General features: G+C 68.9%; 22 protein-coding genes and 2 pseudogenes. 21 read left to right on the forward strand and 3 right to left on the reverse strand.

Annotated features, from left to right (window positions below; all coding sequences use genetic code 11):
- Positions 1–193: 193 nt before the first annotated feature.
- Together QE363_RS06450 and QE363_RS06455 are read left to right on the forward strand one after the other, a co-directional pair.
- The gene (locus QE363_RS06450) at positions 194–586 is read left to right on the forward strand and encodes an NADH:ubiquinone oxidoreductase subunit NDUFA12 (RefSeq protein ID WP_309693334.1); all 393 of its coding nucleotides are present in this window, start codon (positions 194–196) and stop codon (positions 584–586) included.
- A gap of 206 nt (positions 587–792) precedes the next feature.
- Positions 793–1,026 (forward strand): annotated as a pseudogene (locus QE363_RS06455) (DUF2155 domain-containing protein); the annotation flags it as partial.
- Between the two features lie 35 nt (positions 1,027–1,061).
- On the opposite strand, the gene aat reads toward QE363_RS06455, so the two are convergent.
- The 3 genes from aat to QE363_RS06470 all read right to left on the reverse strand — a co-directional run bounded on the left by aat (position 1,062) and on the right by QE363_RS06470 (position 3,034).
- Complete coding sequence (aat, locus tag QE363_RS06460; RefSeq protein ID WP_307103368.1) at positions 1,062–1,820, reverse strand: leucyl/phenylalanyl-tRNA--protein transferase; 759 nt, start codon at positions 1,818–1,820, stop codon at positions 1,062–1,064.
- Complete coding sequence (locus QE363_RS06465; RefSeq protein WP_309693338.1) at positions 1,817–2,530, reverse strand: ParA family protein; 714 nt, start codon at positions 2,528–2,530, stop codon at positions 1,817–1,819. Before QE363_RS06465 ends, aat begins: the two co-directional genes overlap by 4 nt.
- Positions 2,531–2,647: 117 nt before the next feature.
- Entirely contained in the window at positions 2,648–3,034 is a 387-nt protein-coding gene (locus tag QE363_RS06470; protein WP_307103371.1) for a hypothetical protein, read from the reverse strand.
- A gap of 205 nt (positions 3,035–3,239) precedes the next feature.
- Here QE363_RS06470 and QE363_RS06475 point away from each other — a divergent pair, with 205 nt between their 5' ends.
- From QE363_RS06475 to ftsZ, 19 genes and pseudogenes are all read left to right on the forward strand, one after another.
- Complete coding sequence (locus QE363_RS06475; RefSeq protein ID WP_307103373.1) at positions 3,240–4,205, forward strand: cysteine synthase A; 966 nt, start codon at positions 3,240–3,242, stop codon at positions 4,203–4,205.
- 121 nt (positions 4,206–4,326) lie between these two features.
- Positions 4,327–4,554 carry a hypothetical protein gene (locus QE363_RS06480; protein WP_309693344.1) on the forward strand — a complete coding sequence of 76 codons (228 nt, stop codon included), beginning with the start codon at positions 4,327–4,329 and terminating at the stop codon, positions 4,552–4,554.
- A 457-nt stretch (positions 4,555–5,011) separates the two neighbouring features.
- A complete protein-coding gene (locus QE363_RS06485; protein WP_307104761.1) occupies positions 5,012–5,527 on the forward strand; it encodes a division/cell wall cluster transcriptional repressor MraZ in 516 nt (171 codons plus the stop codon).
- Between the two features lie 14 nt (positions 5,528–5,541).
- Positions 5,542–6,513: a 16S rRNA (cytosine(1402)-N(4))-methyltransferase RsmH gene (gene rsmH / locus QE363_RS06490; protein ID WP_309698114.1), complete on the forward strand. Its 972-nt coding sequence runs from the start codon at positions 5,542–5,544 to the stop codon at positions 6,511–6,513.
- Positions 6,510–7,172, forward strand: coding sequence for a hypothetical protein (locus QE363_RS06495; RefSeq protein ID WP_309693346.1), 663 nt, complete (start codon positions 6,510–6,512; stop codon positions 7,170–7,172). The genes rsmH and QE363_RS06495 overlap by 4 nt, the downstream gene beginning before the upstream one ends.
- Positions 7,169–8,887, forward strand: coding sequence for a penicillin-binding protein 2 (locus tag QE363_RS06500; RefSeq protein ID WP_309693349.1), 1,719 nt, complete (start codon positions 7,169–7,171; stop codon positions 8,885–8,887). The genes QE363_RS06495 and QE363_RS06500 overlap by 4 nt, the downstream gene beginning before the upstream one ends.
- A gap of 10 nt (positions 8,888–8,897) precedes the next feature.
- The gene (locus QE363_RS06505) at positions 8,898–10,328 is read left to right on the forward strand and encodes a UDP-N-acetylmuramoyl-L-alanyl-D-glutamate--2,6-diaminopimelate ligase (RefSeq protein ID WP_309693352.1); all 1,431 of its coding nucleotides are present in this window, start codon (positions 8,898–8,900) and stop codon (positions 10,326–10,328) included.
- The gene (locus QE363_RS06510) at positions 10,325–10,456 is read left to right on the forward strand and encodes a hypothetical protein (protein WP_309693354.1); all 132 of its coding nucleotides are present in this window, start codon (positions 10,325–10,327) and stop codon (positions 10,454–10,456) included. Before QE363_RS06505 ends, QE363_RS06510 begins: the two co-directional genes overlap by 4 nt.
- Positions 10,453–11,832 carry a UDP-N-acetylmuramoyl-tripeptide--D-alanyl-D-alanine ligase gene (gene murF / locus QE363_RS06515; protein ID WP_309693358.1) on the forward strand — a complete coding sequence of 460 codons (1,380 nt, stop codon included), beginning with the start codon at positions 10,453–10,455 and terminating at the stop codon, positions 11,830–11,832. The genes QE363_RS06510 and murF overlap by 4 nt, the downstream gene beginning before the upstream one ends.
- The gene (gene mraY, locus QE363_RS06520; RefSeq protein WP_307103386.1) at positions 11,832–12,902 is read left to right on the forward strand and encodes a phospho-N-acetylmuramoyl-pentapeptide-transferase; all 1,071 of its coding nucleotides are present in this window, start codon (positions 11,832–11,834) and stop codon (positions 12,900–12,902) included. The genes murF and mraY overlap by 1 nt, the downstream gene beginning before the upstream one ends.
- The gene (murD, locus tag QE363_RS06525; RefSeq protein WP_309693363.1) at positions 12,899–14,272 is read left to right on the forward strand and encodes a UDP-N-acetylmuramoyl-L-alanine--D-glutamate ligase; all 1,374 of its coding nucleotides are present in this window, start codon (positions 12,899–12,901) and stop codon (positions 14,270–14,272) included. Before mraY ends, murD begins: the two co-directional genes overlap by 4 nt.
- A gap of 47 nt (positions 14,273–14,319) precedes the next feature.
- Entirely contained in the window at positions 14,320–15,501 is a 1,182-nt protein-coding gene (locus QE363_RS06530) for an FtsW/RodA/SpoVE family cell cycle protein (protein WP_307104767.1), read from the forward strand.
- Entirely contained in the window at positions 15,498–16,649 is a 1,152-nt protein-coding gene (gene murG / locus QE363_RS06535; RefSeq protein WP_309693366.1) for an undecaprenyldiphospho-muramoylpentapeptide beta-N-acetylglucosaminyltransferase, read from the forward strand. The genes QE363_RS06530 and murG overlap by 4 nt, the downstream gene beginning before the upstream one ends.
- Positions 16,646–18,061, forward strand: a complete 1,416-nt coding sequence (gene murC, locus QE363_RS06540; protein WP_309693368.1) for a UDP-N-acetylmuramate--L-alanine ligase — start codon at positions 16,646–16,648, stop codon at positions 18,059–18,061. The genes murG and murC overlap by 4 nt, the downstream gene beginning before the upstream one ends.
- A complete protein-coding gene (gene murB / locus QE363_RS06545) occupies positions 18,058–18,945 on the forward strand; it encodes a UDP-N-acetylmuramate dehydrogenase (RefSeq protein ID WP_309693371.1) in 888 nt (295 codons plus the stop codon). The genes murC and murB overlap by 4 nt, the downstream gene beginning before the upstream one ends.
- Complete coding sequence (locus QE363_RS06550) at positions 18,912–19,886, forward strand: D-alanine--D-alanine ligase (RefSeq protein WP_309693373.1); 975 nt, start codon at positions 18,912–18,914, stop codon at positions 19,884–19,886. Before murB ends, QE363_RS06550 begins: the two co-directional genes overlap by 34 nt.
- Positions 19,883–20,836 (forward strand): cell division protein FtsQ/DivIB, encoded by a 954-nt coding sequence (locus QE363_RS06555; RefSeq protein ID WP_307103399.1) that lies wholly within the window; start codon positions 19,883–19,885, stop codon positions 20,834–20,836. Before QE363_RS06550 ends, QE363_RS06555 begins: the two co-directional genes overlap by 4 nt.
- Positions 20,837–20,843: 7 nt before the next feature.
- Positions 20,844–22,104: pseudogene (ftsA, locus tag QE363_RS06560) on the forward strand (cell division protein FtsA).
- A 119-nt stretch (positions 22,105–22,223) separates the two neighbouring features.
- Entirely contained in the window at positions 22,224–23,741 is a 1,518-nt protein-coding gene (gene ftsZ / locus QE363_RS06565) for a cell division protein FtsZ (protein ID WP_309693376.1), read from the forward strand.
- Positions 23,742–23,907 lie beyond the last annotated feature (166 nt).

Consider the following 23,907-nt stretch of genomic DNA (forward strand, 5'->3'; position numbering starts at 1 on the left):
TCGGGGCGGGTAACGTCTGAACCACGCCAAGCCGCTCCCGAAGGCGGGAGGGCAGGGGGTCTCACCGATCCAACCCCTTGCGGCGCTTCCCCCACCCCAAATCCCCGCCCCCTGCCGGGAGGAGAGGCTTCATGTGCCCCATCCATGCGGAACGCGGTTGAAGGGCGGCGACAGCCGGGCTACACGGCGCGTCATGGGCATCAACCTCAATCCCTTCACCTGGTGGAACGGCGCCACCATCGGCACCTGGTTCGGTCTGCGCGGCAAGGCGCAGGTGGGCGAGGATGCCCACGGCAATGTCTATTATGAAGGCGGCAGCGACACCGCCGGACGCCCGCGCCGCTGGGTGATCTACAAGGGTTCGAACGATGCCAGCCGGGTTCCGGCGGAATGGTTCAGCTGGCTGCATCATCAGATCGACGATGTGCCCGATCGCTCGCTGCCGCTGCGTCGTGCGTGGCAGAAGCCGACCCTGCCCAACCAGACCGGCACCGCCATGGCCTATCGCCCGGCGGGGGCGCTCGAAAAGGGTGGCCAGCGCGCCGCCGCGACGGGCGATTACGAAGCCTGGACGCCCGAGGGGTGAAGACGGCTCGCTGGCTGGCCGGCGCTGCGCTGGCGGCCGCGCTGGGCGTGGGGGGCTGGTTCGGCTATCACGCCCTGACCTATAAGGACGGGGCGACCGCCGAGGATGCGGCGGTCAGCCAGATCCTGCCCGACCGCCCCGGTGGCGGGTCGGGAATCGAATCGGTCGATGCGGGCCAGGCGAACCTGCCTAGCGGCGGCACGCCGATGGCCGAGCGGGTCGCGGTGGTAGGCCTGCTCAACAAGCGCAACGGCGTCTCACGCGAGCTGACCTTGAAGCCGGGCCAGGCGATTCGCGTCGGCGACGCGGTCGTGCGCCTGCGCGCCTGCGAAAAGACCGCATCCTGGGAACCCGAACAGCTGACCGGCGCCTTCGTCCAGCTGGACGTGCGCGGGGCCAATCAGCGGTGGCAGCGCGTCTTTTCGGGATGGCTGTACAAGGAACGCCCGGCGCTGAACGTCGTGCAGCACCCGGTCTATGACGTCTGGGCCAAGAGCTGCACGATGTCCTGGCCCGAAACCGGCCCGGAAACGGTGCCCGCCGCCTCGTCCGGCGCGGCGCCCAGACGGTCGAGCGCGGCGAAGTCGCCCGCCGCCGACACGCCCGAGGCGGAGGCGCCCGGCGCGACCACCCCGGCCAACGCATCGGACAGCAGCGCGACATAATCGTCGCGCCCGATCTCGACCGCGCCCATGGTCGACAGATGCGGCGTCTGGAACTGGCAGTCGAGCAGGCTGTACCCCCCGGCGCGCAGCCGCGCGACCAGCCAGACCATCGCGACCTTGGACGCATCGGTCCGGCGGCTGACCATCGATTCGCCGAAAAAGGCGCGGCCCAGCCCCAGGCCGTACAGCCCGCCGACCAGCTCTTCGCCGTCCCAGCATTCGATTGAATGGGCAAAGCCCATGTCGAACAGGTCGATGAAGACCCGCTCGATCGCATAGTTGATCCAGGTTTCGGGCCGGTCGGGCACGCTTTCGGCGCACATCCGGATGATCGATTCGAACGCGGTGTCGGCGGTCACGCGGAACCGGTCGGCGGCGACCGTCTTGCGCAGCGAGCGCGACAAATGAAAGCCGTCGAGCGGCAGGATCGCGCGCTTGCGGGGCTCGACCCAATAGACATGGTCGGCCTCGCGCGTGTCGGCCATGGGGAACACCCCCACGGCATAGGCGCCCAGCACGAGATGGGGAGTCAGCCGCTCGACCGGGCCCGGCTGATCCCGCCGGCTCATTTCCCCGACAGCCGCCGTTCGACCGCCCGCCACAGCGTCGCATAGGCCTGCGCCGCCGCACTACGCGGGGCGAAGGCGCCGATGGGGGCGCGGTGCTCGCCCATCGCCTCGACCAGGCTGGCCATGGGGATGGCGGGCCAGTCGGGCTGGGCGGCGACGGCCTCTGCGTGAAGGCGGCGGCGGCGGTCGACCATGACATGGACCGGCAGGATCGGCACGCGGCCCCGGACATGGCTGTCGACCACCTCCAGCGCGCGGGTCGACAGCGCGGAGGGGACCACCGGCACCACGATCAGGTCGACCGCGCGCAGCACCTGGTCGGTCGTTTCGGTCAGCCCCGGCGGGCAGTCGAGCAGCACCCGGTCATAGCCGTCCAGCCCGTCGATCAGCTTGCCCAGCCGCTTCTTCTTGTCGAGTTGGTGGAACAGCAGGTCGAGCCCGCGCAACGAGGTGTCGGCGCCGATCAGCGACAGGTTGGGCGTGTCGGTCCGGCGCACCAGCCGTTCGACCGCGACGTCGCGCGAAAAGATCGCCTGCGCCTGGTCGCCGGGGGCCGGGCCGCCCAGCAGCCAGGTCGACGCGGCCTGCGGATCGAGATCCCATAACAGCGTGCGGCGCGCGCACTGGGTCGCCGCGCACCAGGCCAGGTTGACCGCCATGCTGGTCTTACCCACGCCGCCCTTCATGCTGTAGATCGCGATCGCCGCCACGATTCGTCCCCCGACCTCCCGAGCCTGCCTCAAGAAAAAGGCCGACGAGGTATCCCCGCCGGCCCGATTTCGATCAAGTCCCTATCGTCCGATTGCGGAACGATGGAGAAAGACGTCTTAGACGTGGCAGCTCTGCGCGGCCTTTTTCGGGGTGGTCAGGGTGATGGTCTTCTCGTCACCCGTCAGGCGCCAGCCACCCTCGGCGGTCAGCGGCTCACCGGCGGCCGGAGCCTTCAGCACGACCGGCGTCTCGCCTTCCTTCAGGCGGACATTGGCCTGCTTGTCACCCTGGAAGAAGGTGACGTAGGCCAGGCTCTGGTCCTTGCAACGGAAGGTCTTTTCGGCCTTGATCGCGGGCGGCAGTTCGACCGGCGCGCGGTTGGCCAGGACATTGGCCATGGGATCGGGGTTGGTGTCGACCACCTCGGGCTGGCTGGGCTTGGAATTGCACGCTGCCAGGGCGAGCAGCGGTGCGGCGACGATGAGGGGGAGAAGGCTCTTCATAGCGAGGCGTTGCTTCGCAAATGCAGCAATGCCCCGTCAAGCGCGCAGATGGCCGTCGGGATCGAAATGTCCGGCATCCGCACGCGCCGCCGCGCCGCCGCGACGCGCGACCCGCGACCCGCGCCCCGCGACCCGGCCTTGCGCTTGGGGCTTCCCAAGCAAGGCTTTGCTTGCCGAGCGGCGGGGCAGGGGCCATCTAGCGGGCATGGATGCGACACCCGACACGCTGGCCCTGATCGGCAACACCCCGCTCGTCCGTCTGAAGGGGCCGAGCGAGGCCACCGGCTGCGACATTTACGGCAAATGCGAATTCGCCAATCCGGGCGCCAGCGTGAAGGACCGCGCCGCGCTGTTCATCGTCGAGGATGCCGAGGCGCGCGGGGCGCTGCGCCCCGGCGGCACGATCGTCGAGGGGACGGCGGGCAATACCGGCATCGGCCTGGCGCTGGTCGCCAATGCCAAGGGCTATCGCACGATCATCGTGATGCCCGAGACGCAGAGCCGCGAGAAGATGGACACGCTGCGCGCGCTGGGGGCCGAGCTGGTGCTGGTGCCCGCCGCGCCCTATTCCAGCCCCTGTCACTTCGTCCACACCTCGCGCCGGATCGCCGAGGAGACAGACAATGCCATCTGGGCCAACCAGTTCGACAATATCGCCAATCGCCGCGCGCATATCGTCGGCACCGCCGAGGAGATCTGGACCCAGCTGGACGGGCGGATCGACGGCTTCACCTGCGCGGCGGGCACGGGCGGCACGCTGGCGGGCGTCGGTATGGGGTTGAAGGCGCATGACGAGTCGGTGGTCATCGCGCTCAGCGATCCGCACGGCGCGGCGCTCTACGACTATTATGCGCATGGCGAGCTGAAGTCCGAAGGCTCGTCGGTCGCCGAGGGGATCGGGCAGGGGCGGATCACCGCCAATCTTGACGGCGCGCCGATCGACACGCAATTTCGCATTTCCGACGCGGAAGGCTGGTACTGGGTGCAGCGACTCCTGAGCGAGGAAGGGCTGTGCCTGGGCCTGTCGTCGGGCATCAATGTCGGCGGCGCGGTGGCGCTGGCCAAGGCATTGGGGCCGGGCAAGCGTATCGCAACCATTTTGTGCGATACGGGGTTTCGCTACCTCTCCACGCTCCATAATCCGGCGTGGCGGGCGGAAAAGGGTCTTTAAATCCGGGACGGTGGGGCCGTTCCGGTGGTAGAGGTCGACATCGGTGCAGGCGCAGGATAGTTACACCCACTTCATGAAGTCACCCGACCACCATCATATCATGCAACGTGTGAAGGTCGGTATGATCGGCCTGGCTGCGGTCATCCTGTTGATCGCCATCGCCAGCACCATCCTGGGATCGCTGAATCGGGACAATCCGCCGGTCGAGACGGCCGGGGCGGCGCAGAGCAACATGGTGGCCGACATGGCCGTGGCGAACGCGACCGCCCCCAGCAGCGAACCGCTGGCCGAACTCGGCGTCGCGCCCGCCCCCGTCAACGCCCAGTCGCCCGCCGAACCCGCCCGCTGATCCGCGACACCGGCCTGAACCCGGTCCCGTCATAGCGGGGCGGTGCGGTCCGACGTCCGATAGCGTCGATTGATTCGAATCAAGACCGATTCGGGCGTGCTTCGGCCGGTGACCCGGCTCGGCCGCCGCGCTCCGCCGCCTTTCTCACCGCATCCCGACGCCGTTTGGCGATGATGGGAATCCTTCGGGGAAATCCGGGGATCGGTGCTTCGTGCGCCCGTTTTTCGGCACTTTTCCGCCAGTTCGCCGATGCGCTCCCTCCCGCCCCGCGCCCAGCCGTTCGTCGCATATACAGCGATTTAGGAGCGGTTTCCCCGATCATCCCCAAAAATCCCGTTGCCACCCGTTGACGCTATAGGTAAACCCATTCCCAACAGAGGGGCAGGCTCATCATTGTCCAGCAATGGGTCGGAGCGCGGCATCGGCCGGGTTTCGAAGATGTGAGGCCGTGCGCGCCATGTGCGAGGTTGGCGTGTCCGAAAGGGGTTTGTATCAGGGAAGTGGCATTGGCCTTGTCGACGACAAGGGTCGCGTGGCCATCCCCAACGCCCTTCGTTCCACCCTGGCTCAGAACGCGCCGCGCCCCGATGGAAAGGACGGCGGGACCATCATCATCGCCGTACACGAAACCGAACGTTGTCTGATCGCTTATGACCCGGGTTATGTCGCGGTGCTGAAGAAGGAACTGGACGCGCGCACCGAGATGTCGCGCGGGCCCGACGGCCGCATCGACTATAACATCAAGCGCGATCTGGCGAATGGCGAGGCCGTGCCCTTCGACGGTTCGGGCCGTTTCATCATGCCGGGCTTTCCCCGTTTCCATGCCGGGATCACGGGCCATGCCTTTTTCTGGGGCACGTTCGATTATATCGAAATCTGGGACCCCAGGACGCTGGTCGAGACGCCGGGCCTGCCGCCCAAGATGATCTCGGCCGCGCGCTATCACTGTCAGGAAAAGGGGATCGCGCTGTGAGCGATCCCGTGACCATGCCCGCCGACGCCCCGCACATCCCCGTCCTGCTCGACGAGGTGCTGGACGCGCTCGTCATCCAGCCGGGCGAGACGCATGTCGACGGCACGTTCGGCGCGGGCGGCTATACGCGTGCGATGCTGGGCCGGGGGGCGAACGTCGTCGCCTTCGACCGCGATCCCGACGCGATCGCCAACGGCCAGGCGCTGGTCGCGGCCGAGCCGGGGCTGACGCTGATCCACCGGGAATTTTCTAGCCTGGATCAGGAACTCGATACCCGCGTTGATGGCGTGGTGCTCGATATCGGGGTGTCCTCGATGCAACTCGACCAGGCGGAGCGCGGCTTTTCGTTCCAGGGGGACGGGCCGCTCGACATGCGCATGGCGCAGGAGGGGGAGTCGGCCGCCGATTTCCTCAACACCGCCGACGAGGCCGCGATCGCCGACGTCCTCTATCATTACGGCGAGGAACCGCGTTCGCGCCGTGTCGCGCAGGCGATCGTCGCCGCACGCCCGCTGACCCGTACCGGCGAACTGGCCGCCGTGGTCCGCCGCGCGCTCGGCTATCGCCCGCATGACAAGAAGGACCCGGCGACCCGGACCTTCCAGGCGATCCGCATCCATGTGAACCGCGAGCTGGACGAACTGGCCGAGGGGCTGGCGGCGGCGGAACGCGCGTTGAAGCCGGGCGGGCGGCTGGTGGTCGTCACCTTCCACAGCCTGGAAGACCGCATGGTCAAGCGCTTCTTCCGCGAGCGCGCCGGGCAGATGCCGGGCGGGTCGCGTCACCTGCCGCAACAGGCCGCCGCCGCCGCGCCCAGCTTTGCCCAGGTCGGCAAGGCGGTGCGCGCGGGCGAGGCGGAGCTGGCCCGCAATCCGCGCGCGCGTTCGGCGACGCTGCGTTTTGCGACGCGAACCGAGTCCCCCGCCTGGTCGGCGGGATCGAATGGATTGCCGGGGGGCGAGTTGAGTCAGGAGTTGGGCGTATGACGGCGGCGTATCGGTTGAAGGGGATCGGGTGGTTCGGGAGCTGCGTCGCGGTGGTCCTGGGCTTCTACCTGGTCTCGCTCCAGGTCGCGTCGGAGCGCAAGAAGCTGGACGACGTCAACGCCCGCATCGCCGCCGCGCAGCGCGACATCCGCGCGCTGGAGACCGAGTTCGACACCCGCGCCAACCTGGTCCAGCTGGAAAAGTGGAATGGTGACACGCTGGCGCTGACCGCGCCGGTCGCCGGGCAGTTCGTGGGTGACGAGTCGCAGCTCGCCTCGCTCGACGTGACGCAGGGGCCCGCCGCCGGTGCGATCCAGACCGCCGCGCTGCTCGTCCCCTCTCAGCCCCAGCCCGCTCCGGTCGCCCAGCCGGACGCGCCGGTCTCCGCCCCCGCCGCCGCCAAGCCCATCGCGCCCGCTCCCGTCGTCCGGCTCGCCAAGGTCGAGCTGCCCAAGGCCCAGATCGTCAAGGCCGTGTCCGAGCGTGTCGTCGCGACCAAGGGCGCCAAGCCCGCGCCGATCGCGACCGTGCGCACCGTTGCCGCCGTTGCGAAGGTCCGGCCGCAGGCGGTGGCGATGCTCGACCGCCAGCTGCTGTCCGACACGACGCTGGGCGACATTCTGAAGGGGGCCAAGTCCGAATCGCGGCGGCCGCGTTGAGCGTACTCGTCGCACGTCCCACCGGCACGCAGCGTACCGCCGGCCAGCGCCATGCGCTGGTCGCGACGACGCATATGCGGCTGATGATGCTGATGATGCTGTTCGGCGCGGCGGTGCTCGTCGTGATCGGGCGGCTGATGATGCTGGCGATCTTCGCCGGCCCGGCCGACGCGGCGGCGCGCACCGCGACGCTGGCCGCGCGCGGCGACATCGTCGACCGCAACGGCGCGCCGCTCGCGCGCACGATCGACAGCTGGACGATCGCGGTCCATCCCAAGAAGCTGATCGGCGACCCGATGGAGATCGCCGCGCGCCTCGCCGCGCTGATGCCCGATCGCGGCGATCAGGCCTGGTTCTACAACCAGCTGACCCGCAAGGCGAATTTCGTCTATCTGCAACGCCGCGCCAGCCCCGCGCTGGTTGAGCAGGTGAACGCGATCGGCGAGCCGGGGCTGGTCTTCGACCGCGAGACGCAGCGCCTCTATCCGCAATCCAACCTGGCCGCGCACGCGCTGGGCTTCCTGTCGACCGACGGGCACGGGATGAGCGGCATGGAGCGCGTCCTCGACCAGCGGCTGCTCGACCCGGCCCAGGCGGGCAAGCCGGTCGCGCTGTCGATCGACACGCGCGTCCAGGCGGCGATGGAGAGCGAGCTGGGCCGCGCCATGACGACCTTCTCGGCGCGCGGCGGCGGCGGCATCGTGCTCGACGTGGCGACGGGCGAGGTGATCGCGATGGTCTCGCTGCCCACCTTCAACCCCAACCGGGTCGGCATGGCGGGGTCCGAACAGCTGCGCAACATCACGACGCAGAGCGTGTTCGAGCTGGGTTCGACCTTCAAGCCGATCACCATGGCGACCGCGATGGAGAATGGCGTCGTCACCTCGATGGCGCGACGCTTCGACGCGACCCATCCGCTCAAGGTCGGCGGCTATACCATCCATGACGAGGCGGGCGATCCGAAGCGCTGGCTGAACATGGCCGAGACGCTGATCTATTCCTCCAACATCGCCACCGCGCGCGTCGCCGACGAGATCGGGCCGCAGCGGATGCAGGCGATGTTCAAGAAGCTGGGCTTCGATACCAAGCCCGATATCGAGCTGCGCGAAAAGGGCCGCCCGCTGCTGCCCACCTATTGGGCGCGGACGACGACGATGACGACCGCCTATGGCCATGGCATCGCGGTGACGCCGCTGCACCTCGCCTCGGCCTATGCCGCGCTGGTCAATGGCGGCATCTGGCGGCCCGCGACGCTGTTGAAGGTGGCGCCCGGCCATGCGCCCGAGGGACGCCGCGTGCTGAGCGAGGCGACGAGCGCGCGGATGCGCCAGATGCTGCGGCTGGTCGTGATGCGCGGCACGGGGCGCAAGGGCGATGCGCCGGGCTATCGCGTCGGGGGCAAGACTGGTACGGCCGAGGCGGCGGTGGCGGGCGGTTATGACCGTTCGCGCAACGTGGCGACCTTTGCGGCGGCCTTTCCGATGGATGCGCCGCGCTATGTCGTGCTGGCGATGCTCGACTCGCCAAAGGGGACGAAGGAGACGTTCGGGTGGAAGACCGCAGCCTGGAACGCCGCGCCGGTGGTCGGGCGGACGATCACGCGGGTCGGTGCGATGCTGGGCGTCGTGCCGGACGCCAACAAGGATGTGGACGTGTCGGACATTCTGCCGACCCTGTGGCAGGACCCCAAGGCGCCGCCCGTGGATGGACGATGAGGCGCGCGGCATGAAGCTGAACCAACTGGACCATGACATCACGGGCGAGGGCGGCGACGCCCTCGTCTCCGGTTTCGCGATCGACCATCGCAAGGTCGCGCCGGGCACGATCTTCGGCGCGTTCCAGGGCGCGCGGGTGAATGGCGAGGATTTCATCGCCGATGCGGTGCGCAGCGGCGCGGTGGCGGTCGTCGCCCGGCCGGGCGTGGCCGTGGAGGGAGCGGTGCACATCGCCTCCGACGAACCGCGCGCGGCCTTTGCCCGGCTGGCGGCGGCGTTCTTCGCGCCCTTCCCGGCGACCGCGGTGGCGGTGACCGGCACCAACGGCAAGACCTCGACGGTCGAGATGACGCGCCAGCTCTGGCGGATGGCGGGGCATCATGCCGCCTCGATCGGCACGCTGGGCGTGACCACCGCCGACGAGCGGACCTATACCGGCCTCACCACGCCCGACGTCGTGACCTTCCTGTCCAATGTCGCGGGGCTGGCGCGCGAGGGCGTGACCCATCTGGCGTTCGAGGCGTCGAGCCATGGCCTGACCCAGTATCGGACCGAGGGGCTGGAGGTGTCGGCGGCGGCCTTCACCAATTTGTCGCGCGACCATCTCGACTATCATGGCGACATGGGGGCCTATCTGGCGGCCAAGATGCGGCTGTTCTCCGAGGTGCTGTCGCCCGAGGGCACGGCGGTCGTGTGGGCCGATGACGTGGAAAGCGGCCGGGTGATCGACCTGGCGCGCGCGCGCGGCAACAGGCTGGTCACGGTCGGCACGCGCGGATCGACGCTGAAGCTGGTCGAGCGGCATCCGACCCTGCTGGGCCAGGGGCTGGTGATCGAGGACGAACAAGGCGCGGTGCACAAGGTGCAGCTGCCGCTGATCGGGGCCTATCAGGCGGCCAATGCGCTGGTTTCGGCTGGGCTCGTCATCGCGACCGGCGGCGACGTTGCGCGGACGGTCGCCGATCTGGCCCGATTGCAGCCGGTGCGCGGGCGGCTGGAACGCGCCGCCATCGCGCGGAGCGGCGCGCCGGTCTATGTCGACTATGCCCATACCCCCGATGCGCTGGAGGCGGCGATCGCCGCGCTCAAGCCGCATGCGGGCGGGCGCCTGATCGTGGTGTTCGGCGCGGGCGGCGACCGCGATCCGGGCAAGCGCGAGGTGATGGGACAGGTCGCCTCGCTCCATGCCGACCGGGTGATCGTGACCGACGACAATCCCCGGACCGAGGACCCCGCCGCGATCCGCGCGCAGGTGATGCGCGGTGCGACCGGCGCGATCGAGATCGGCGACCGGCGCGAGGCCATCGCCGCCGCCATCGCCGAGGCGGGCGAGCAGGACATCGTGCTGATCGCGGGCAAGGGGCATGAACAGGGCCAGATCGTCGGCGACCTCGTCCTGCCCTTCGACGATGTGTCGGTGGCGCGGGAGTGCGCGGCATGACGTCCCAGGCCCCCACCAAGACGCCGCCGGTCGACAAGACCGATTCCGTTCAGCCGGACGCGCCCGCACGCGTGCGCCCCAAGCTGTCGCTGCATTATGGTGCCAAGACGCCCGAGGAGCGCAAATGACCCTGTGGACCGCGCAGGAGATCGCGGCGGCGACCGGCGGGCAGGCATCGGGCGATTTCGCCGTGTCGGGCGTCGCCTTCGACAGTCGCGAGGTCGGGCCGGGCGACCTGTTCGTCGCGATGGCGGGTGAGGCGACCGATGGCCATCGCTTTCTGGACCAGGCCTTTGCGCAGGGCGCGGCGGGCGCGCTGGTCAGCCGGCCGACCGATCATCCGCATGTCCGCGTCGCCGACAGCTTCCACGCGCTGGAGGACCTCGCGCGCGCCAGCCGGGCCCGGACGCAGGCAACGATCATCGGCGTCACCGGCTCGGTCGGCAAGACCAGCGCCAAGGAGGCGCTCTATGCCGCGCTCGAGCGGGGCTGGCGGGGGGCGGTGCACCGTTCGGTCAAGAGCTACAACAACCATACCGGCGTTCCGCTCAGCCTGGCCCGCATGCCGCAGGGCGTCCGCGCGGGCGTGTTCGAGATGGGGATGAACCATGCGGGCGAGCTGTCCGCGCTGACCGCGATGGTCCGCCCTCACATCGCCATCGTCACCGCCATCGCGCCCGCACATACCGAATTCTTCCCCGACGAATCCGCCATCGCGGATGCCAAGGGCGAGATTTTCCAGGGGCTCCAGCCCGGCGGCACCGCCATCGTCCCCTATGACAGCCCGCATCGCGATCGCCTGATCGCGGCGGCCAAGCCCTATGCCGACCGGATCGTGACCTTCGGTTTCGATCCCGCCGCCGATGTCCGCGCGGTCGAGGCGATGCGCGGGCCCAATGGCGGCAGCTTCGTGACCGCCCGGCTGGGCGACAAGGAACTGAACTTCACCCTGTCGCAGCCGGGGCAGCATTGGGTGTCCAACGCGCTGGCGGTGCTGGCGGCGGTGGATGCGGCGGGCGGCGATCTGGGGCTAGCGGGGCTTGCGCTGGCCGAGATGGGCGGGCTGGCCGGGCGCGGCGCGCGGTTCCGCATGGCGAACGGCGCGCTGGTGATCGACGAAAGCTACAACGCCAACCCCGCCTCGATGCGCGCCACGCTGGCGGTGCTGGCCGAGGAGCCTGGACGCCACGTCGCGGTGCTGGGCGAGATGCGCGAGCTGGGCGAGGATTCGGCCGCCTATCATGCGGGCCTGGCCGAGCCGATCCTGGCCGCGCGCGTCGAACGGGCGCTGCTGGTCGGTGAATCGATGGTGCCGCTGGCCGCCGCGCTTGAGGGGCGGGTCGATTTCGTCCATGTGGCCGATGCTAAGGCCGCGCAAGCCGCGCTGGCCTCGATCATCGCGCCCGACGACGTGGTGCTGATCAAGGGTTCCAACGGGGTCGGGCTGTCGCGGGTCGTCGCCGCTCTGGGACGCGAATCTCGACTGGGCGGGGCGCAGGGTTAATGTTGTACTGGATCGCGGAGCATCTGGGTTTTCCGGGGCTTTTCAACCTTATCCGCTATCAGTCCTTTCGCACCGGCGCGACGGTGGCGACCGCGCTGTTCATCGGCCTGATCATCGGCCCGCGCTTTATCGGCTGGCTGCGCGTCCGCCAGGGCAAGGGGCAGCCGATCCGCGCCGACGGGCCGCAGACCCATCTCGCCAAGCGGGGCACACCGACCATGGGCGGGCTGATGATCCTGACCAGCATGGCGCTGGCGATCATCATCTGGATGAACGTCTTCAACCCCTATGTCTGGGCGTGCCTGTTCGTCACGCTGGGCTTCGGGGCGATTGGGTTCCTCGACGACTATGACAAGGTGCGCAAGGCCTCGACGGCGGGCGTGTCGGGGCGGACCCGGCTGCTGCTGGAATTCGCCATCGCGGGCATCGCGGCATGGATCATCATGGGGCAGAACGGGCCGCACCTCTATCTACCCTTCACCTCGCGCATGTATATCGACCTCGGCTATTTCTATCCGTTGTTCGCCGCCTTCACGATCGTGGCGTTCGGCAATGCGGTGAACCTGACCGATGGGCTCGACGGCCTCGCCACCATGCCGGTCATCATTGCCAGCGTCGCGTTCATGGTCATCGTCTATCTGGCGGGCAATGCGAAGTTCGCCGACTATCTGGGCATTCCGCATGTGCCGGGCGCGGGCGAGCTGGCGATCTTCTGCGGCGCGGTGGTCGGCGCGGGGCTGGCCTTCCTGTGGTTCAACGCCCCCCCGGCGGCGGTGTTCATGGGCGATACCGGCAGCCTGGCGCTGGGCGGGGCGCTGGGCACCATCGCGGTCGTCGCGCATCACGAGATCGTGCTGGGCATCATCGGCGGCCTGTTCGTGGTCGAGGCGATGTCGGTCATCATCCAGGTCTTCTTCTACAAGCGGACCGGCAAGCGGGTGTTCCGCATGGCGCCGATCCACCATCATTTCGAACAGCTCGGCTGGTCGGAGCCGACGGTCGTGATCCGCTTCTGGATCATCGCTTTCGTGCTGGCGCTGGCGGGCCTGTCGACGTTGAAGCTGCGATGATCGTTTCGCGGGACTGGGCGGGAAAACGTTACGCGGTGCTGGGGCTTGCACGCTCCGGCGCCGCGACCGTTTCGGCGCTGCTGGCGGGCGGGGCGAGGGTCGTGGCGTGGGATAGCGATCCTGCGAAGCGTGAAGCCTTGGCTCCCCTCCCCTTCAGGGGAGGGGCTGGGGGTGGGGCCTTGCCGCAGGATGCCGCGCTTGAGGAACCGCCCCACCCCAACCCCTCCCCTGAAGGGGAGGGGCTCACGATCGCACCGCTCGACGACCTGTCGGGCTTCGACGCGCTGGTCGTGTCGCCGGGCGTGCCGCTGAATACCCATCCGCTCGCCGCTTCCGCGCGCGCGGCGGGGGTGCCGGTCATCGGCGACATCGAGCTGTTCGCGCAGGCGCGGCACGACCTGCCGCCGCACAAGGTCGTCGGCATTACCGGGACGAACGGTAAGTCAACCACGACAGCGCTGGTCCACCACATCCTGAAGACGGCGGGCGTGCCGACCCTGATGGGCGGCAATATCGGCCTGCCGATCCTGGGGCAGGAGCCCCTACCTGCGGGCGGGGTCTATGTGCTGGAGCTGTCCAGCTATCAGATCGATCTGACGCGGAGCCTGGATTGCGACGTGGCGGTCCTGCTCAACATCACGCCCGACCATCTCGATCGCTATGACGGATTTGCGGGCTATGCCGCGTCGAAGGCCCGGCTGTTCGCGATGCAATCGGCCGGGCATGTCGCGGTGGTCGGCACGGGCGACGAGGCGTCGGCCAATATCGCGCAGGGGCTTGCCGGGCGGACCGACGATCTCGTCACCATCGCGTCGGACCCGATCGACCAGAGTCGCTGGCCCGCCTTGCAGGGGCCGCACAATGCCCAGAATGCGCGCGCCGCCATCGCGGTCGCGCGCGCCCTGGGTATTGCCGAGGATGCGATCGAGGCGGGGCTGGCCAGCTATGCCAGCCTGCCGCACCGGATGCAGCAGGTCGCGACGCGAAACGGCGTGGCCTTCGTCAATGATTCCAAGGCGACCAATCCCGAATCCACCGCGCCCGCCCTCGGGGCTTTCCCGCGCGTGCACTGGATCGTCGGCGGCAAGCGCAAGGGCGACGATCTCGACGCGTGCGCCCAGCATCTGGGCCATGTCGTCGCGGCCTATACCATCGGCGAGGCCGCGCCGCTCTTCTTCGATCTGCTGAAGGACAAGGTGCCCGTGGTCGAGCAGTCGGGCACGCTGGAGGCGGCGGTCGCGCATGCGGCGGCGGCGGCGCGGCCCGGTGACACGGTGCTGCTGTCGCCTGCCTGCGCCAGCTTCGACCAGTTTCGCGATTATGAAGCGCGGGGCGACGCCTTCCGCGCGGCGGTGGAGGCTCTGGCGTGACCGACCGCGCTCCCAAGCCAGGCCCGCGTCCCGGCCTGATCGGATCGATGAAGGGTCGGGGCGGGCGCGGCGATCGTTCGCCGCTGGGCACCTGGTTCTGGGATATCGACCGGGTGCTGCTGCTGCTCACCCTGTTCCTGATCGCCATCGGCCTGGTCGCGGTCGCGGCCGCCAGCCCGGCGACCGCGATGCGCTATTCGGGCGAGCACCGCAAATTCGCCCCGCTTTACTATTTCTGGCGACAGGTGATGTGGGTAGGCGTCTCGCTGCCCGTGCTGTTCGGCGTCTCGATGCTGCCGGTCGTCACCGCGCGGCGCATGGCGGTGCTGGGGACGGGGATCCTGATCGCGATCCTGGCGGTGACGCCCTTTATCGGGGTGGAGATCAACGGCGCGCGGCGCTGGATCGGCTTCGGCATCGCACAGTTCCAGCCGTCCGAATTCCTGAAGCCGATGTTCATCGTGACGACCGCCTGGCTGTTGTCGCTGAAGGCCAAGGAGCGCGACCTGCCCGCCACGCTCATCACCATGGGGATGACGGGACTGGTCGCGGGCCTGCTGATGCTGCAACCCGATTTCGGGCAGACCATCGTCTTCTGCCTGGTCTGGGTGGCGCTGCTGATGATTTCGGGCACGCCGCTCAAGGTGATGCTGGCGATCGGGGCGATGGCGCCGGTCGGGCTGGTCACCGCCTATATGTTCTACAGCGTGGCGCGGAACCGCATCAACGCCTTCCTCTTCCCCGATGTCGACGGCGAGGGCGCGGCCGACCATTTCCAGGTCAATGCCGCGCACAACACGCTGACCGCGGGCGGCTGGACCGGCACCGGCCCCGGCGGCGGCACGGCCAAGTTCGGGCTGCCCGAAGCGCATACCGACTATATCTTCTCGGTGATCGGCGAGGAGTTCGGGCTGATCGCCTGTTCGATCATCGCGCTGGTCTTCCTGGCGATCGTGGTGCGGGTGTTCGTGAAGCTGCTTGACGAACAGGACGAGTTCAAGCTCTACGCCGCATCGGGCCTTGCCGTGCAGTTCGGCGCGCAGGCGCTGATCTCGATGGCGGTGAATACGGGGCTGGCCCCGTCCAAGGGGATGACCCTGCCGTTCATCAGCTATGGCGGCTCGTCGATGATCGCGCTGTCGATCGGGATGGGGTTGTTGCTGGCATTCACCCGGCGCAATCCGTTCCTGACGCGCAGCCCCTATGTAGTCAGGTGGAGCGGGCAATGAGCCGTCACTTCGTCCTCGCCGCCGGGGGTACCGGCGGCCATATGGTCCCCGCCGCCGCGCTGGCGGCCGAACTGACCCGGCGCGGCCACCGTGTCGCGCTGGTATCGGATGCGCGCGGGGTGCGCTTTCCGGGGCTGTTCGAGGATATCCAGACCCATGTCCTGCCCGCCGGGCGCTTTGCGGGCGGACCGGTCGGCTGGGCCAAGGCGCTGCGCGAGATGTGGCGCGGCCGGGCGATGGCGCGCGAGCTGTACAGCACCTTCCGCCCCGCCGCCGTCATCGGCTTTGGCGGCTATCCGGCGATGCCCGCCCTGCTGGCGGCGTTCGCGGAGGGCATCCCCACCGCGATCCACGAGCAGAACGCCGTGCTGGGCCGGGTCAACCGGCTGGTCGCAGGGAAGGTCGATGCGATCGCGCTGTCCTATGAGGACACCCAGCGGCTGAGCGCCAAGCACGCGGCCAAGACCCGGCTGATCGGCAATCCGGTGCGCAACCAGGTTCTCGCGCTCCGCTCGCGGCCCTATCCGCTGCTGGAGGAGGATGGCATCTTCCGCGTCCTCGTCACCGGCGGCAGCCAGGGGGCGAGCATCCTGTCCAAGGTGGTGCCCGATGGCCTGGCCATGCTGCCCGTCACCTTCCGGCGGCGGTTGCAGGTGACGCATCAGGCGCGGATCGAGGATATCGACGCGGTGCGCGCCAAATATGCCGAGCATGAGATTCCGGCCGAACTCGCCACCTATCTGCCCGACCTGCCCGAGCAACTCGCCTGGGCGCATCTGGTGATCGCGCGGGCAGGCGCCTCGACGCTGGCCGAGCTGACGGTCGCGGGTCGTCCGGCGATCCTGGTGCCGCTACCCTCCGCGACCGACGATCACCAGACGGTGAATGCCCGCGAGATGACCAGGGCGGGCGGCGCGCGGACGATCGCGCAGAAGGATTTCACGCCGGTCGAACTGGCCAAGCAGATGCAGAAGCTGGGCCTCGACCCGGCGGCGCTGGAGAATGCGGCGGGGCGGGCGCGGGGCTGTGGCCGACCGCAAGCGGCGAGCGATCTCGCCGATCTGGTCGAAAGCCTCGACGCGCCGCGCATGGTCTTGCCGGTGGGCAAATCGCAAAGGACACGGAATTTGGCAGGGATGGGCGCATGAAGGGCGTCGCCACGGATATCGGCACGATCCACTTCGTCGGCATCGGCGGCATCGGCATGTCGGGCATTGCCGAGGTGATGAAGAATCTCGGCTACCGGGTGCAGGGCTCTGACGTGGCCGAGGGCTATGTGGTGCAGGGGCTGCGGACCAAGGGAATCCCGGTCGCGATCGGCCATGCCGCCGACAATCTGGGCGATGCGGCGGTGGTGGTGACCTCGACGGCGATCACCCGATCGAACCCCGAGGTCGAAGCCGCGCTGGAACGCCGCATCCCCGTGGTGCGCCGCGCCGAGATGCTGGCCGAGCTGATGCGGCTGAAGTCCACCGTCGCGGTGGCGGGCACGCATGGCAAGACGACGACCACCTCGATGGTCGCGGCGCTGCTCGATGCGGGCGGGGTGGACCCGACCGTCATCAATGGTGGCATCATCAACAGCTATGGCTCGAACGCGCGTCTGGGCGCCAGCGACTGGATGGTGGTCGAGGCGGACGAGAGCGACGGCAGCTTCCTGCGGCTGGACGGCACGATCGCGGTCGTGACCAATATCGATCCCGAGCATCTCGACCATTACGGCTCGTTCGACCGGGTGAAGGACGCTTTCGTCGAGTTTGTAGAAAACGTCCCCTTCTACGGCGCGGCGTTGCTTTGCCTCGACCACCCGGAGGTGCAGAACATCTTGCCGCGCGTGCGCGACCGGCGCGTCGTGACCTATGGCTTTTCGGCGCAGGCCGACGTGCGCGGCGTCAATGTCACGCCGATCCCCGGCGGCAACCGGTTCGAGGCGATCATCCGCAACCGCGACGGCTCCAGCCGCTCGATCGAGGGGATCGAGCTGCCCATGCCCGGCCGCCACAATGTCCAGAACGCGCTGGCCGCGATCGGCGTCGCGCTGGAGCTGGGCATCGAGGACGCGACCATCCAGCAGGGCTTCGGCCAGTTCGGCGGCGTGAAGCGGCGCTTCACCAAGGTCGGCGAGATCGCGGTGGACGGTGGCACCGTGACCGTCATCGACGATTACGGCCACCACCCGGTCGAGATCCGCGCGGTGCTGGCCGCCGCCCGCGAGGGCGCGCGGGGCCGTGTCATCGCGGTGGTGCAGCCGCACCGCTTCACCCGGCTCGGCAATCTGATGGAGGAGTTCCAGACCGCCTTCAACGATGCCGACCGCGTGCTGGTGACGCCGGTCTTCGCGGCGGGCGAACAGCCGATCGAGGGCGTCGACGCCTCCGCGCTGGTCGAGGGACTGAAGCGGCGCGGGCATCGTTCGACCGCGACCGTCGCCGATGCCGATGCACTGGCAGAGGAACTGGCGGGCTCGATCCGTGCGGACGACATGGTCGTCTGCCTGGGGGCGGGCGACATCACCAAATGGGCGGCGGGCCTCGCGGCAGCGGTCGAGGCGCGTCGATGAACCTGCCCGACACCGCCGGCCGATTGACCCCCGGAGCGCCGCTGGCGCCGCTGGTGTGGTTCAAGGCGGGCGGAGCGGCCGAATATCTGCTGGAGCCCAGGGACGTCGATGACCTGTCGGCGTTTCTCAGCGCGCTTGCGCCGGACGTGCCGGTAATGGCGCTGGGCCTCGGCTCCAACCTGATCGTGCGCGATGGCGGCGTTCCGGGTGTCGTGATCCGTCTGGGTAAGCCGTTCAGCTATGCGCGGGCAGGGGAGGGGCAGCGCGTCACCTGTGGCGGCGGCACGTCGGGCATCCTCGTCTCGTCCAATGCGCGCGATGCAGGCATTGGAGGGCTGGAATTCCTGCGATCGATCCCCGGCACGGTCGGCGGCTTCGTGCGGATGAACGGCGGGGCCTATGGGCGCGAGGTCGCCGACGTGCTGGTTTCCGCCACGGTCGTTCGTCGCGACGGCACGGTCGAGACGCTGGGCGTCGCGGACCTCGAATATACCTATCGCCACTCCAACCTGACCGATGGGACGGTGGTGGTCGAGGCGGTCTTCCAGGGCCATGCCGCCGAGCCGGAGGCGATCCAGGCGGAGATGGACCGCATCGCCGCCGCGCGCGAGGCGTCGCAGCCGCTGCGTTCCAAGACCGGCGGCTCGACCTTCAAAAATCCGGACGGGCACAAGGCTTGGGCGCTGGTCGATGCGGCGGGCTGTCGCGGGCTGACCCTGGGCGATGCGCAGGTGTCGGAGAAGCACTGCAACTTCCTGCTCAACCTCGGCGGCGCCACGGCGGCGGAGATCGAGGCGCTGGGCGAGGAAGTCCGGACCAGGGTGAAGGCACAATCGGGCGTTACGCTCGAATGGGAAATACAAAGAGTGGGAATCGCGAAGTGACCTATCATCTCCATATCGCGGTTCTGATGGGCGGCTGGTCGGCGGAGCGGCCGGTGTCGCTGATGTCGGGGGCGGGCGTCGCCGATGCGCTGGAGCGGAACGGCCACCGCGTCACCCGGATCGACATGGGCCGCGATGTTGCGGCGAAACTGGTCGACGCCAAGCCCGACCTCGTCTTCAACGCGCTGCACGGCTCGCCCGGCGAGGACGGCACGGTGCAGGGGATGCTCGACCTGATGGGCATTCCGTACACCCATTCGGGCCTCGCCACCTCGGTCATCGCGATCGACAAGGTGCTGACCAAGCAGGCGCTGGTCCCGCACGGCATCCCCATGCCCGGCGGCCGGATCGTGAAGTCGCAGGAACTGTTTGCGGGCGATCCCCTGCCGCGCCCCTATGTGCTGAAGCCGGTCAATGAAGGCTCGTCGGTCGGCGTCGCGATCGTCACCGACACCAGCAACCACGGCAACCCGATCGCCCGTGATGGGGCGGGGCCCTGGGCCGAGTTCGAGGAACTGTTGGCCGAGCCCTATATCCGGGGCCGCGAGCTGACCACCGCCGTGCTGGGCGGCCGCGCGCTGGGCGTGACCGAGCTGAAGCCCAAGAATGGCTGGTACGATTTCGACGCCAAATATACCGACGGCCTGACCGAGCATGTCTGCCCCGCGCAGATTCCGGACGAGATCGCCGAGGCGTGTAAGTCGCTGGCGCTGGAGGCGCACCGCATCCTGGGCTGTCGCGGGGCCTCGCGCTCCGACTTCCGCTGGGACGACGAACGCGGCGTCGACGGGCTGTTCCTGCTGGAGGTCAACACCCAGCCGGGCATGACCCCGCTCAGCCTGGTGCCCGAACAGGGCCGCCATGTCGGCATGGATTACGACGCGGTGGTCCAGGCGATCGTCGATGAGGCGGTCCACTGGTACAAGGACCAGGCGGGATGAGCCGGACGATCAAGCGCGGCACCTCGCCCCGCCGCCCGGCGCCGCGTCGTCGCCAGCCGGTCAAGCGCGCGACGCTCTCCGAACGGTTGCTGGCGAAGCTGCCGGTCAGCGAGGAGACGGTCAAGAAGGCCGTGACCTGGACGATCCTGGGCGGTGCGGGCGCGGCGGCGCTGGCGCTGGCGACCTGGGTCGGGGTGCCCGGCATGATCGGCACCGCCATCGCCGAACAGGCGGGCCATGCGGGGTTCCGCGTCCAGCAGATCGAGGTCACGGGCCTGAAGCGGATGGACCGGATGACGGTCTATGCCGTCGCGCTCGACCAGCAGAGCCGGGCCATGCCGCTCGTCAATCTGGAGGATGTCCGCGCCAAGCTGCTCCGTTACGGCTGGATCAAGGACGCGCATGTCTCGCGCCGACTGCCCGACACGCTGCTCGTCGATATCGAGGAGCGGAGTCCGGCGGCGGTGTGGCAGGACAATGGCCAGCTGACCCTGATCGATGCGGGCGGCGTGCTGCTGGAACCGGTGCGGCCCGAGGCGATGCCCGACCTGCCGCTGATCATCGGGCCGGGCGCGAATTTGCAGGAGCCGGGCTATCAGGCACTGCTGTCCGCCGCACCTGCGCTGAAGCCGCGCGTGAAGGCCGCGACCTGGATCGGCAATCGCCGCTGGGACCTGACCTTCGACAGCGGCGAGACGCTGGCCTTGCCCGAGGACGGCGCACCGGCCGCGCTGATGAAGTTCGCGGCGATGGACGGATCGCGGCCGCTGCTGGGGCGCGGCTGGTTGCGGTTCGACATGCGCGACCCTGCAAAGCTGGTTGCGCGCAGGCCCGGTTTGAATCAGAATCACGCTTTGGCCGATCCGGCGAAGGCCGGGGGCATGGCGGGCGACGTCGGACCGGGGAACGGCGCGGATGCGGCGGCGGTCGACGGGACATCACAGGGGTAACAGGGGCATGGCGAAGATCGCACCCGAGGGACTGATTACCGCACTGGACATCGGATCGTCCAAGGTGTCCGCCCTGATCGCGCGGAAGGGCGATGGCGGCGAGTTGATCGTGCTGGGCACCGGCCAGCGCGAGAGCCGGGGCGTCAAGCGCGGCTATATCGCCGATATGGGCGCGACCGAGGCGGCGGTGCGCGAGGCGGTCGAACAGGCTGAACGCATTGCGGGGCTGAATATCGAGAATGTCTGGGTCGGCTTCTCGGCCGGGGGGCTGGTGTCCGACGTGGCCGAGGTCGAGTTCGAGCTGGGCGGCCATCAGGTCGAACAGGGCGATATCGACGCGCTGCTGGCGGCCGGGCGCAACTCGATCGATCCGCAGGGGCGGATGGTGCTGCACGCGCAGCCCGCGCTCTACACGCTGGACGGGCTGACCGGGGTGAAGAAGCCGCTGGGGCTGCATGCCGACCGGCTGGGCGTGCATATCCATGTCGTCGCCGCCGACGGTTCGCCGGTGCGCAACCTCGACCTGTGCGTCCGCTCGGCGCATCTGGAGGTGAAGTCGATCATCGCCGCGCCCGGTCGCGACGGGGCTGGCCTGTCTGTCCGACGAGGAGCGCGAGCTGGGCGTTGCGCTGGTCGAGATGGGGGCGGGGATCACCAATGTCTCGCTGTTCGCGGGCGGGATGCTGGTCGGGCTCTGTTCGCTGCCGATGGGCGCCGCAGACATCACCGATGATGTGGCCTCGGCCTTCGGCACGCGCCGCCAGATGGCCGAGCGGATGAAGTGCTTCCACGGCTCGGCCAATGCCTCCCCGCGCGACAATCACGACATGATCCAGGTCACGCCGATTTCCGCCGAAGATGGCGGCGACACGATGCAGATCACCAAGGCGCAGCTGATCGGCGTGATCCGCCAGCGGCTGGAGCATCAGATGGGCGAGATCCGCAAGGCGCTCCAGCATCTGAAGTTCGAGGGGCCGGTGGGGCGCCAGGTCGTGCTGACCGGCGGCGGCGCGGAGCTGAAGGGCATCGCCGACTATGCGCAGCAGGCGCTGGGCCGCTCGGTCCGCATCGGCCGACCGCGCGGGCTGGCCGGTCTGCCCGATGCGCATGGCGGCCCGGCTTTCGCGACGCTCGCGGGTCTGGCTTTCTATGCCGCGACCGATCCGATCGACCTGCGCAGCATCGCTCCGGTCAACCAGACGGTGCACCGGCCGAGCGGCATGGGGCTGTTCCGGCGGTTAATTCAGGCGGCAAAGGCCAATTATTAACGAAAAGCCTTCCAAACTGGACGGTTTTATGTTGGCACCGGGCAGTCCTCTGGTGCACTAACGATCAATCAGGGGCCCGGTCTTAGCGTATCGACCGGGAACGGCGGAGTAATATTGGGATGAGCATCGAATTCATCGCACCCGAGGTCGACGAACTGACGCCGCGCATCGCGGTGATCGGTGTCGGCGGTGCCGGCGGCAACGCGATCGCGAACATGATGCGCGCCGAGGTGCAGGGCGTGGATTTCCTCGTCGCCAACACCGACGCGCAGGCTTTGAAGCAGTCGATCGCGCCGCAGCGTATCCAGCTGGGCGCCAAGATCACGCAAGGGTTGGGTGCCGGTAGCCGTCCCGAGATCGGCCGCGCGGCCGCCGAAGAGACGATCGACGACCTGTCGAAGCTGCTCGAGGGCAGCCATATGTGCTTCATCGCGGCGGGCATGGGCGGCGGCACCGGCACCGGTGCGGCCCCGGTCATCGCCAAGGCGGCGCGCGACATGGGCATCCTGACCGTCGGCGTGGTGACCAAGCCCTTCGCCTTCGAGGGTAATCGTCGCGCCAAGTCGGCCGATGGCGGCATCGAGGAGCTGCAGAAGTACGTCGATACGCTGATCGTCATCCCCAACCAAAATCTGTTCCTGATCGCCAATGCCAACACCACCTTCAAGGAAGCGTTCGCGATGGCGGACGAGGTGTTGCAGCAGGGTGTGCGCGGCATCACCGACCTGATGGTCATGCCGGGCCTCATCAACCTCGACTTCGCCGACGTCCGCTCGGTGATGCAGGAGATGGGCAAGGCGATGATGGGCACCGGTGAGGCGACCGGCGACAATCGCGCGATCGAGGCGGCGCAGAAGGCGATTGCCAACCCGCTGCTCGACGGCGTGTCGATGCAGGGGGCCAAGGGCGTCATCATCTCGATCACTGGCGGCGACGACATGCGCCTGCTCGAGGTCGACGAGGCCGCGAACCATATCCGCGAGCTGGTCGATCCGGACGCGAACATCATCTGGGGCTCGGCCTTCAACCCCGAGCTGGAAGGCCGCATCCGCGTGTCGGTGGTCGCCACCGGCATCGACGCCGAGGTGAAGGTCGCTCCGTCGCCCAGCGAGTCGAACCGCAGCGGCTTCAGCATGGGCGGCATGGCACGCAAGACCGACGACACGCCCAGCTATCGCCCCAGCGAACCCGCCGCCCCGGCTCCCGCGCCGCAGGCGAGCGTGACCCCGCCCGCGCCGGTCGAACCGCCCGTCGCCGCCGCGCCGCCACCCGCCCCGGTGGCACAGCCCGCCCCGGCGCCCGCCGCCGCTGCGCCTGCAGCCCCCAAGGCGACCGAGGAAGACGAACTGGTGCTGGGCGCGGACACGATGGTCCCGGCGCCGTCCGCAGCGCCCGCCACGCCCGCGACCCCGGCCGCCCCGGCGGCGGGTGGCGACGATGCCCGTCGCCGCTGGCTGGCCCCGGGCAGCGAAGCCGGCGAGGCTCCGGCCCAGCCCGCGCCGCGCGTGAAGCTGGGCGGCACGCTGTTCGAGCGCATGTCCAACGCCGCGCGGGGTGCGCAGCGTGACGAGAATGCGCAGGGCGGCGACTCGTCGCTCGACATTCCGCGTTTCCTGCATCGGCAGAACAACCAGTAATCCCGTCCCGCAAGGGATGAACGAGAGGCCCGCGCGATCCGTTCGCGCGGGCCTTTTTCGTTGGGCGGCGGTCCCACGTCGCCATTTCCATCCGTCATCCCCGTGAGGCGGGAATCTTTCCCGAACCCTGACCCCGCCGCGAAAGGCCGGGCCTTTGTCGGGGCGA

Origin of the sequence: Sphingomonas sp. SORGH_AS_0870, assembly GCF_031453175.1 — a bacterium.
Taxonomy (GTDB): domain Bacteria; phylum Pseudomonadota; class Alphaproteobacteria; order Sphingomonadales; family Sphingomonadaceae; genus Sphingomonas.